Source organism: Patulibacter sp. NPDC049589 (assembly GCF_040675535.1).
Lineage (GTDB): Bacteria > Actinomycetota > Thermoleophilia > Solirubrobacterales > Solirubrobacteraceae > Patulibacter.
In genome coordinates, this window is record NZ_JBFAPC010000205.1 from 1 (window position 1) to 8,584 (window position 8,584).

Annotated in this window: 11 protein-coding genes and 2 pseudogenes; 9 read left to right on the forward strand and 4 right to left on the reverse strand. The window is 74.2% G+C overall.

Features of this window, described 5'->3' with window-relative positions; all coding sequences use genetic code 11:
* The 4 genes from AB0L40_RS24670 to AB0L40_RS24685 form a co-directional block, all read left to right on the forward strand.
* Nucleotides 1-225, forward strand: a 225-nt coding sequence (locus tag AB0L40_RS24670) for a Fe-Mn family superoxide dismutase (RefSeq protein ID WP_364360931.1), incomplete at its 5' end; no start/stop codon positions are given.
* Between the two features lie 15 nt (nt 226-240).
* Complete coding sequence (gene soxR / locus AB0L40_RS24675) at nt 241-684, forward strand: redox-sensitive transcriptional activator SoxR (protein ID WP_364360933.1); 444 nt, start codon at nt 241-243, stop codon at nt 682-684.
* A 66-nt stretch (nt 685-750) separates the two neighbouring features.
* Nucleotides 751-1,551, forward strand: a complete 801-nt coding sequence (locus AB0L40_RS24680; protein ID WP_364360935.1) for an MBL fold metallo-hydrolase — start codon at nt 751-753, stop codon at nt 1,549-1,551.
* Nucleotides 1,552-1,926: 375 nt separating this feature from the next.
* Nucleotides 1,927-2,244, forward strand: coding sequence for a hypothetical protein (locus tag AB0L40_RS24685; protein ID WP_364360937.1), 318 nt, complete (start codon nt 1,927-1,929; stop codon nt 2,242-2,244).
* Between the two features lie 100 nt (nt 2,245-2,344).
* Here AB0L40_RS24685 and AB0L40_RS24690 read toward each other — a convergent pair whose 3' ends face one another.
* Nucleotides 2,345-3,079 (reverse strand): SDR family oxidoreductase, encoded by a 735-nt coding sequence (locus AB0L40_RS24690; RefSeq protein ID WP_364360939.1) that lies wholly within the window; start codon nt 3,077-3,079, stop codon nt 2,345-2,347.
* A 125-nt stretch (nt 3,080-3,204) separates the two neighbouring features.
* Here AB0L40_RS24690 and AB0L40_RS24695 point away from each other — a divergent pair, with 125 nt between their 5' ends.
* Nucleotides 3,205-3,876: a TetR/AcrR family transcriptional regulator gene (locus AB0L40_RS24695; RefSeq protein ID WP_364360941.1), complete on the forward strand. Its 672-nt coding sequence runs from the start codon at nt 3,205-3,207 to the stop codon at nt 3,874-3,876.
* Between the two features lie 18 nt (nt 3,877-3,894).
* Here AB0L40_RS24695 and AB0L40_RS24700 read toward each other — a convergent pair.
* A pseudogene (locus AB0L40_RS24700) lies at nt 3,895-4,218 on the reverse strand (NADP oxidoreductase); the annotation flags it as partial.
* A 258-nt stretch (nt 4,219-4,476) separates the two neighbouring features.
* Between AB0L40_RS24700 and AB0L40_RS24705 the strand changes: the two are divergent.
* The 3 genes from AB0L40_RS24705 (at nt 4,477) to AB0L40_RS24715 (ending at nt 6,469) form a co-directional block, all read left to right on the forward strand.
* A complete protein-coding gene (locus tag AB0L40_RS24705; protein WP_364360943.1) occupies nt 4,477-4,923 on the forward strand; it encodes an OsmC family peroxiredoxin in 447 nt (148 codons plus the stop codon).
* Nucleotides 4,924-5,042: 119 nt separating this feature from the next.
* Nucleotides 5,043-5,483: a MerR family transcriptional regulator gene (locus AB0L40_RS24710; protein WP_364360945.1), complete on the forward strand. Its 441-nt coding sequence runs from the start codon at nt 5,043-5,045 to the stop codon at nt 5,481-5,483.
* On the forward strand, nt 5,480-6,469 hold the full coding sequence (locus AB0L40_RS24715) for an aldo/keto reductase (RefSeq protein WP_364360947.1): 990 nt from the start codon (nt 5,480-5,482) through the stop codon (nt 6,467-6,469). The genes AB0L40_RS24710 and AB0L40_RS24715 overlap by 4 nt, the downstream gene beginning before the upstream one ends.
* Before the next feature lie 237 nt (nt 6,470-6,706).
* Here AB0L40_RS24715 and AB0L40_RS24720 read toward each other — a convergent pair whose 3' ends face one another.
* Nucleotides 6,707-7,666 (reverse strand): hypothetical protein, encoded by a 960-nt coding sequence (locus AB0L40_RS24720; RefSeq protein WP_364360949.1) that lies wholly within the window; start codon nt 7,664-7,666, stop codon nt 6,707-6,709.
* A 152-nt stretch (nt 7,667-7,818) separates the two neighbouring features.
* On the opposite strand from AB0L40_RS24720, the gene AB0L40_RS24725 reads away from it, so the two are divergent.
* Entirely contained in the window at nt 7,819-8,085 is a 267-nt protein-coding gene (locus AB0L40_RS24725; RefSeq protein WP_364360951.1) for a hypothetical protein, read from the forward strand.
* Between the two features lie 177 nt (nt 8,086-8,262).
* Here the strand turns inward: AB0L40_RS24725 and AB0L40_RS24730 are convergent.
* Nucleotides 8,263-8,584: pseudogene (locus tag AB0L40_RS24730) on the reverse strand (amino acid permease); the annotation flags it as partial.

An 8,584-nucleotide genomic window follows, 5' to 3' on the forward strand; every position in this document is an offset into this window, starting at 1 on the left:
TTCGGCTCCGGCTGGGTCTGGCTCGTCAAGGGCGAGAACGGCCTCGAGGTCGTCTCCACCCCCAACCAGGACACCCCGCTGGCCGACGGCAAGACGCCGCTCCTGGGCAACGACGTCTGGGAGCACGCCTACTACCTCAAGTACCAGAACAAGCGCCCGGCCTACCTCGAGGCGTTCTGGGCCGTGGTCGACTGGGCGAAGGTCGCCGAGCGCTTCAGCGCCTGAGCCGGTGGGCGCCCGGTGTCCCGCCAGCTGACCATCGGCGAGGTCGCCGAGCGCTCGGGGATCGCGGCGTCGGCCCTGCGCTACTACGAGACGCGCGGGCTGATCGCCTCGGACCGCGCGGGCTCGGGGCACCGGCGCTACCCCCGCAGCGTGCTGCGCCGGCTGGCGTTCATCGTCTTCGCGCAGCGCGTCGGCCTGACGCTGCAGGAGATCGAGCGTACGCTCGCGACCCTGCCGGCCGACCGCGTCCCGACCCGGGCGGACTGGGCGCGGCTCTCCGCCGGCTGGCAGAGCCGGGTGGACGACGAGATCGCCCAGCTCGAGCGCCTGCGGACCGCGATGACCGACTGCATCGGCTGCGGCTGCCTGTCGCTGGACCGCTGCGCGCTCGCCAACCCGGACGACCGCGCCGCGGCGGGCGGGCCCGGGGCCGTGGTCCTGCGTGCCGGCGGGGCGTAGCGGCCGCGTCTCCGTCCCGGGAGCCGGACCCTTGACGCCGTCCGCCGCCGCGGACGAGCATGGGGCATGGGCGACCCCCGAATCCCGCGGGGCCGTCCCCGCGACCCCCGCCGCGTGTTGCACGGCCTGCTGACCTCCCCGCCCGAGCGGGTGGCCGACGGCGTCGAGCTCCTGCGGGGCGGCCTGACCCGGACGATGAACGTCGTCCTGGTCGACGACCCGGACGGGCCCGGCGTCGTCGTCTTCGACACCGGGGAGCAGGGGATGGCCCCCGCGATCCTGGACGCCGGCCGGGCCCGCGGCGGGATCTCGCGCGTCGTCCTCGGACACGGCGACACCGACCACCGGGGCGGAGCGCCCGGGATCGCGGCGGCCGGCGGCGCGCGGGGGATCCCCGTCCTCTGCCATCCCGACGCGGTCGCCCAGGCCGAGGGCTCCGGCGGCCGCGACTACTGGCGTCCGGAGCTCCTGCCGCCGGCGGTCCGGCGATTCCACGCGGTGATGCACCACGTCTGGGACGGCGGGCCCGTCGTGATCGACGGCACGGTCTCGGGCGGCGACCGGGTCGCCGGCTTCGAGGTCGTCGAGCTCCCCGGCCACGCCCCAGGACTGATCGGCCTGTGGCGCGAGCGCGACCGGCTCGCCCTCGTCTCCGACGCGTTCTACATGACCGACATGTGGGGCCGGCCGCAGGACCCGGCGCTGCCGCTCCCGGCCTACAACCAGGACACCGAGATCGCCCGCGCGAGCCTGCGGACCCTCGCCGCGCTGGATCCGCTGGTCGTCGTCCCGGGCCACCTCGGCCCGCTGCGCGGCCCCGACCTGCGGGACCGCCTGGAGCGGGCGGCGGACGCGCCGCTGGGGTGACCCGCGTCCTCGCCGGGGCGCGAGCCGCCCGCGTCCGCCCGGGTGGAGGGCGGTCGCGCGGGGGGGCGAGGCGAGGGCCGACGGAGTCGGCCGGAAGCGTCCCCGGGAAGGAGCAGGGCCCCGGCGATCGAGATCACCGGGGCCCAGAGGAGAGAGGGTGCGCCGCGAAGCGCATGACCCACCTGCATGATGCGACAGGCGCTCGTCCGGGGCCTCCGACGGCGGGCCCGAACCGCGGTCCCCGATGTTGGACACCGGGAGTGATCAGGCGCACGCCCGCGATCGTTCGAGGCGGGCGCCGGCCGTCGCGGCGACGGCGCCCCGCCGGGCGCACGGCGCCGTCGCCCCACGATCCGCGCGGCTACCCTTCGGCCGATGCCCCGCGCCCAACCGACCTGGCTGATCGCCCCGCTCTCCCTGATCCTCGGCTTCGGGGTCGCGGACGTCACCGGCGTCCGGCCGCTCGGCGGCATCGTGCTCTTCCTCGCGTGCCTGTGGTGCGGCCTGGAGTGGCGCCGCACTCGCGGCCTCGGCGTGGCGCTCGGGCTCGTCGCGATCTACCTGGTCGCCTTCGGTCTCTCGCACCCGTTGGGCAAGGCGATCGACTCGTGGCCGGCGGTCTTCCTCGTCAGCGTCGTGGTCGGGGCGATCGTCTGGGCGACCACGACCCGGCACCCGCGCGCCGCCCTCTGACCGGGGCCCCGGCCGGTCTCCTCGGCCACGACCACCCGCGCCACGCTCGCCGGGAACCCCTCCCGGCGGGTGCCACCGCCGACGGCGACCGGCGAGAGGCTCAGATCACCGTGGTGCCGCCGTCGGCGACCAGCTCCATGCCGTTGACGTAGCTCGAGTCGTCCGAGGCGAGGAACAGCGCGACCGACGCGATCTCCTCGGGGCGGCCCATCGCGCGCCGTGGGATCACGGACTCGAACTGCGCCTTCGTCTCCGCGTCCATCACCGCCTCCATCATCGGCGTGGCGACCTGGCCGGGGGTCAGCACGTTCACGCGGATCTTCCGGTCCCGCAGCTCGGCGACCCACACCCGCGCGAAGGCGGGCAGCACGGCCTTGCTCGCCGCGTACACGCCGAAGCCGGGATAGCCCCGGAGCGAGGCGTTGGACCCGGTCATGAAGATCGACCCGCCGTCGTTGAACAGCGGCAGCGCCTTCTGGACCGTGAACAGCGTGCCGCGCGCGTTCAGCGAGAAGGCGGCGTCGAAGTGCTCCTCGGTGATCTCGCCGAGCGCGCCCGGCTCGCCCCCTCCGGCGCTCGCCCAGAGCACGTCGATCGCGCCCTTCTCCCGCTTGACGACGTCCAACAGCCGGTCCAGGTCGCCGAGGTCGGTCGAATCGCCCTGCACGCCGGTCACGTTCCGGCCGATCAGCGCGACGGCCTCGTCCACCGCCTCCTGTCGCCGGCCCGAGACGAAGACGTGGGCGCCTTCCTCCACGAACAGCCTGGCGCCGGCCAGCGCCATGCCGCTCGTCGCCCCCGTGATCACTGCGACCTTGCCATCGAGCTTGCCCATACGCACTCCGTTCGTTCCGTCGTCGCGGCGCTAAGTACACCGCTTTGGGTGCTTAACGTATCGGTGTTCGAGCGAGAGCGCAAGCTATGCACACCGATCCGTACCAACTGAGCTACGCTGGGACCATGACCGAGCTCGAGAAGGGGCCGAAGGGCCTGCGCCGCGGCCGGGGCGCGCGGGAGCGCATCGTCGGCGCGTCGCAGCAGCTGTTCCGCGATCAGGGCATCAACGGCACCGGCATGGACCAGCTCTGCGCGGTGGCCGGGGTGTCCAAGCGGACGCTCTACCAGCACTTCCCCGGCAAGGGCGAGCTGATCGCCGAGCACCTGCGCCGGTTCGATCCCGACGTCCTGCCCGAGGTCTTCGACCGCACCGACCTCACGCCCCGCGAGCGGCTCCTCGCGATCTTCGCCATCCACGCGCCCCTATGTCCGTTCATCGGGGCGGCCGTCGAGATCCAGGACCCGGGCCATCCGGCCCGCGTCCTCGCCCGCGACTACAAGCGGGCCTTCGCGGCGCGGCTCGCCGACGCGGCCCGCGAGGCCGGCGCCGCCGACCCCGAGCAGCTGGGCGAGCAGCTGGCGCTCCTCCTGGACGGCGCCTCGGCCCGCAGTCGCGTCCTCGACGCCGACGCGTTCCCCACGGCCGCCGCCGTCGCCGCGGTCCTCGTCGACGCCGCCGTCCCCGCGGAGGCGGTGGCGCCCAGCGCGGGCGCGGGCGGGGGCCCGTCCGCCGGGACGAGGCCGCGTGCGACCTCCGGCGGTGAGCACGGCACGGATCCGCCGAGAGTCGGTTGAGTCCCGGCGACGGCTGACTCAGCCGCGGTGGACGCCGAGGGAGAAGTCCAGGCTCCCCACGCCGTTGCGGGCCAGGCCGACCGACAGCAGGCCCGCCCCCTCCAGCCAGTGCGCCATCGTCAGGTCGCCGGCGTCCCGCGGCTGCATCCCGAGGCTCGTGGTGAACGCCGACACGCGCGTCTTGGCCTGCGCGTCGTCGCCGGCCATGAACACGTCCAGCGGGCCGCCCGCGGCCAGCACCCCGCGGAAGAGGGTGTTGAACGCCTTCACGACGCGGGTGCTCGCGGGGGCGGCCTCGGCGACCATCCGCGCGATGGAGGTGTCGTCGGGGATCGCCAGCCCGGTGACGTCCGGGTGCTCATGGTGTGCTCCCTGCTGCTGTGTCTCGTGCGTCCCGGATCGGGCCTGACGGGCACGCCCGAATACGTACACCGATCTGGTTACGTAACGTACCCGACGTCCGGCTGGCCTGCAAGCTATGCACACCGATCGGTACCCGCCGCCGCACCGGGCCGCCGGCGCCGACCCGGCGTCCCGCCCCGCGCATGCGCCCTCCCCTGCGGGGTACTCGTTCCCTGCGCAACCAACCGAGGGAGCAGCATGCCCGTCGCATTCCGCAAGGCCAGCACCGAGTGGCAGGGGACCGCCGCCGAGGGCGGTGGCACCACGACGTTCGTCAGCTCGCAGGCCGGGGGACCCTTCCCCGTCAGCCTCACGAAGCGAACGGACCAGGAGGACAAGAGCCAGACGAACCCCGAGGAGCTGATCGCCGCGGCGCACTCCACGTGTTACGCGATGGCCTTCTCGAACGTCCTGTCGCAGAACGACACCCCGCCGACCAAGCTCGACGTCGACGTCCGCGTCACGCTGGACACGGCGGGCGAGGGCTTCGCGATCACGAAGAGCGAGCTGACCGTGAAGGGCGTCGTGCCCGGTCTGAGCGACGAGCAGTTCGCGACGCTCGCCGCCGACGCCGAGCAGGCCTGCCCGGTCTCCAACGTCCTCCGCGGCAACGCCGAGATCACGCTGAAGGCGTCCCTGAGCTGATCCGCCCCGGCGCGGGGGAGGAGCACCGCGCCCCGGCGACCGGCCCCGCCCGGACGGCGGGGGCCCCGGAAACCCCGTCCTTGACCTGGAGCGCGCTCCAGGTCCTAACGTGGAGCGCGATGGCCACCGCTACGACCGCCGGCGTCACCCCGGACCCGGGCACGCTCGGCACCCACTCGATCGCCGACGCTGCGCGGGAGACCGGCCTGTCGCCGGACGCCCTGCGCTACTACGAGCGCGAGGGGCTCCTGCTGCAGCCCGTCGACCGCGCGTCGTCCAGCCACCGCCGCTACAGCGACGTGGATCTCGGCTGGATCCGCCTCGTCACCAAGCTCCGCGGGACGGGGATGCCGATCCGGTCGGTGCGGGAGTACGCCGCGCTCGTCCGGGCCGGCGAGCACACCGAGCCCGCCCGCCTGGAGCTGCTGGAGGAGCACCGCGACCGCGTGCTCACCCAGCTCCGGGAGACCCGGCGGAACCTCGAGGCCATCGAGCACAAGATCGGTATCTACCGCGAGCGCGCCGACTGCGGCGCGCCCGAGAGGAGCGTCACCCGATGACCAGCATCACCACCACCACCCTCGGAAGCGGTCCCGCCGCCCTCCGCGTCTCCCGCCTCGGCCTCGGCTGCATGGGCATGTCCGAGTTCTACGGCGAGACCGACGACACCGAGTCGATCGCCACGATCCACCGGTCGCTCGAGCTCGGCGTGACGTTCCTGGACACGGCCGACATGTACGGCCCGTTCAAGAACGAGGAGCTCGTCGGCCGCGCGATCGTCGACCGGCGCGACCAGGTCGTCCTCGCCACGAAGTTCGGCAACGTCCGCGACCCCGAGAACGCGGGCTTCCGCGGCATCGACGGCTCGCCGGAGTACGTCCGCTCCGCCTGCGACGCGTCCCTGAAGCGCCTCGGCGTCGACCACATCGACCTCTACTACCAGCACCGGGTCGACCCGAGGACGCCGATCGAGGAGACCGTCGGCGCCATGGCGGAGCTCGTCCAGGCCGGCAAGGTCAAGTACCTCGGGCTGTCCGAGGCCGCGCCCGAGACGATCCGCCGCGCGCACGCCGTGCACCCGATCTCGGCGCTGCAGACCGAGTACTCGATCTGGGAGCGGGGCCCCGAGGCCGAGATCCTGCCGCTGCTGCGCGAGCTCGGCATCGGCTTCGTCCCCTACAGCCCCCTGGGCCGCGGGTTCCTGACCGGCACGATCCGCACCCTCGACGACCTGGACGACGGCGACTTCCGCCGCCACCAGCCGCGGCTGCAGGGCGACAACCTCGCGCAGAACGTCGCGATCGTCGAGACGGTCGACCGCCTGGCGGCCGAGCAGGGCGCCACGGCCGCGCAGATCGCGCTCGCCTGGGTGCTCGCGCAGGGCGACGACGTCGTGCCGATCCCGGGCACGAAGCGCCGCACCTACCTGGAGGACAACGCCGGCTCCGTCGACATCCGCCTCTCGGAGGACGACCTGCGGCTGCTCGAGGACACCGGGGCGGCGGCGGGCGACCGCTACCCGGACATGTCCTCGATCGACGTCTAGATGATGGATTCCACGATCTCGCGGCGTGGTGCACGTCCCGGACGGCACCTGGCGCCACCCGGCACCTCGGTCAGACTTCCAGTCTGGCTCTCGGCACCATCCGACGTCAGGACACCGCCCGGAACGCACCCCACATCCACGATCCCCGTGGAATCAACCATCTAGATCGTCGGGGGCGCCCGGGCGCCGGCGGACCGTCGGGCCGCGCCGGGCCTCCGGGCCCGCGGGCCTCGCCGTTCAGGCGGGCGTCGGACCGCGGTCGTCGTCGTCCGACGCCCCGCGCGGCGCGGGGGCCGGCCACGGGTCGGCCGGCGCGGCGTCGTCACCGGGGCGGGCGAAGCGGCTGTCGGCGCCGGCGGCCCCCGGAGCGGCCTGGTCCCGGGCACGGTCGGCCCCGTCGTCGTCGACCCCGCTCCGGTCCTCGCCGGCGGCGTCGCCCGACCCGGGCGCCGGGCCCCAGGGGTCCACCGCGGGCTGCACCCCGAGCGCCGCGGCGTCGGCGTCCGGCCGGGCCTGGGACGCGCGGGCGGCCTCGATCTCGAGCAGGCGGAAGTACAGCGTGGCCGTCGCGATCACCGTGATCGTCGCCGCCAGCGCGCCGAACAGCACGCTGATGAACGACCCGACCACGTCCCCGGCGCCCGCGCCGATCGCGATCGCGATCAGGCCGACGGGCAGGAGCAGCAGGATCGTCAGCAGCAGCACGCCGAAGACCGGCCAGCCGTTGCCGGCCACGAGGTCGCGGCTGCGCCCGAACGAGGCCTGGACGCCCACGCGCTCGATCACGATCACGGGGGCGATCACGGCCCAGATCGTCATCAGCCACAGCCCCGGGACGATCAGGGCGACGAGGCCGAGGATGATCCCGCCCGCCGACAGCAGCGAGACGAGCAGCAACTTGTCGGCGACGGGGGCGATGGTCCGGAAGAGCGAGCCGACCGACGGCTCCTCGCCGGCGGGGAGCCCGGCCTCGACGTCCCGCACGAACCCGACGACCATGCCCGAGAGGAGCGTCCCCGACACGAGCTGCAGCGCGAGGGCCAGCGACGCGGCGGCGGTGTCCGCTAGCGCGTAGCTCACCATGGCCTGCACCAGGCCGAAGATCAGGGCGAGCGGGTAGAGCAGCGCGAAGTGCGTGCGGAAGACCTGGACCGCACGGCGGAGGACGTCCACGGGGACGATGGGCGGCGGGTGCATGGGCCCATGATGCCGGTCCGCGCGGCGATCCGGGCCCGGGTCCGCGAGCCCCGACCTGGCGCGTTGCCACTCTTCGCCTCCGCTTCGCGGCGCTCAGGCTCCTCCCAGGCAGGACTCGGTCGGCTCCCACGGACGAGGACGAAGCTGCACCCATGTTCGGAACGACGACCTGGCCCACCGCGACGACGCAGCCCCACGCGGCGCCCGGAAGGGACACCCCGGCGCCCGGCACCGTCGTCAGGATCCGCGTCTCGCGCCGGCCGGTCCGCTCGCACCGCCGGCGCCGCGACGTGCGCCTGCCGCGGATCGGCCACGCCGGCCCCTACGTCGTCCGCGTCCACCGGCCCGCCGCCTGCGTGCCGGCGCCGGTCCGGTCCCTGCGGGCGTCGCTGCCCCACCGCGATCGCGTCGCCCGGTGACGACCCGTCGTCCCCGGGACGGGCGGGGGCCGTGTTGCCCCCGCCACCACCCCGGCGGCGGGACCCGGGAGGGTCGCCGCCGCTTGCCGACGTCGCACCCGACGGGCCCGTGCGCCGGCCCGCCACCCCGCCCGGCCGGCGCGCATCGCGTCGCTCGACCGCCCGACCCGGGTTGGTGAAGTTGGCGGTGCCGAAGTTCGCGAACGCCACCACGATGAAGAAGATCAGCACGGCCAGCTTGACGACCACCATGATCAGGTTGACCCGGGCGCTCTCGGTCACGCCGCGGACCAGCAGGAGCGTGATCGCCAGCACCACGAAGACGGCCGGCAGGTTGAACACCCCGCCGTCCTCCGGGGACGTGGCGATCGCGTCCGGCAGGGCGAAGCCGAACGCCGAGTCCAGGAACGCGTTGAGGTTGCCGCCCCAGCCGACCGCGATCGCGGCGACCGACACGCCGTACTCCAGGATCAGGTCCCAGCCGATGATCCAGGCGACC

What these genes read in the sequence shown, in the direction of transcription:
- AB0L40_RS24680 (WP_364360935.1), top strand. Translation starts at nt 751, where the DNA reads ATGGGCGACCCCCGAATCCCGCGGGGCCGTCCCCGCGACCCCCGCCGC.
- AB0L40_RS24685 (WP_364360937.1), top strand. Translation starts at nt 1,927, where the DNA reads ATGCCCCGCGCCCAACCGACCTGGCTGATCGCCCCGCTCTCCCTGATC.
- AB0L40_RS24690 (WP_364360939.1), bottom strand. Translation starts at nt 3,079, where the DNA reads ATGGGCAAGCTCGATGGCAAGGTCGCAGTGATCACGGGGGCGACGAGC.
- AB0L40_RS24695 (WP_364360941.1), top strand. Translation starts at nt 3,205, where the DNA reads ATGACCGAGCTCGAGAAGGGGCCGAAGGGCCTGCGCCGCGGCCGGGGC.
- AB0L40_RS24705 (WP_364360943.1), top strand. Translation starts at nt 4,477, where the DNA reads ATGCCCGTCGCATTCCGCAAGGCCAGCACCGAGTGGCAGGGGACCGCC.
- AB0L40_RS24710 (WP_364360945.1), top strand. Translation starts at nt 5,043, where the DNA reads ATGGCCACCGCTACGACCGCCGGCGTCACCCCGGACCCGGGCACGCTC.
- AB0L40_RS24715 (WP_364360947.1), top strand. Translation starts at nt 5,480, where the DNA reads ATGACCAGCATCACCACCACCACCCTCGGAAGCGGTCCCGCCGCCCTC.
- AB0L40_RS24720 (WP_364360949.1), bottom strand. Translation starts at nt 7,666, where the DNA reads ATGCACCCGCCGCCCATCGTCCCCGTGGACGTCCTCCGCCGTGCGGTC.
- AB0L40_RS24725 (WP_364360951.1), top strand. Translation starts at nt 7,819, where the DNA reads ATGTTCGGAACGACGACCTGGCCCACCGCGACGACGCAGCCCCACGCG.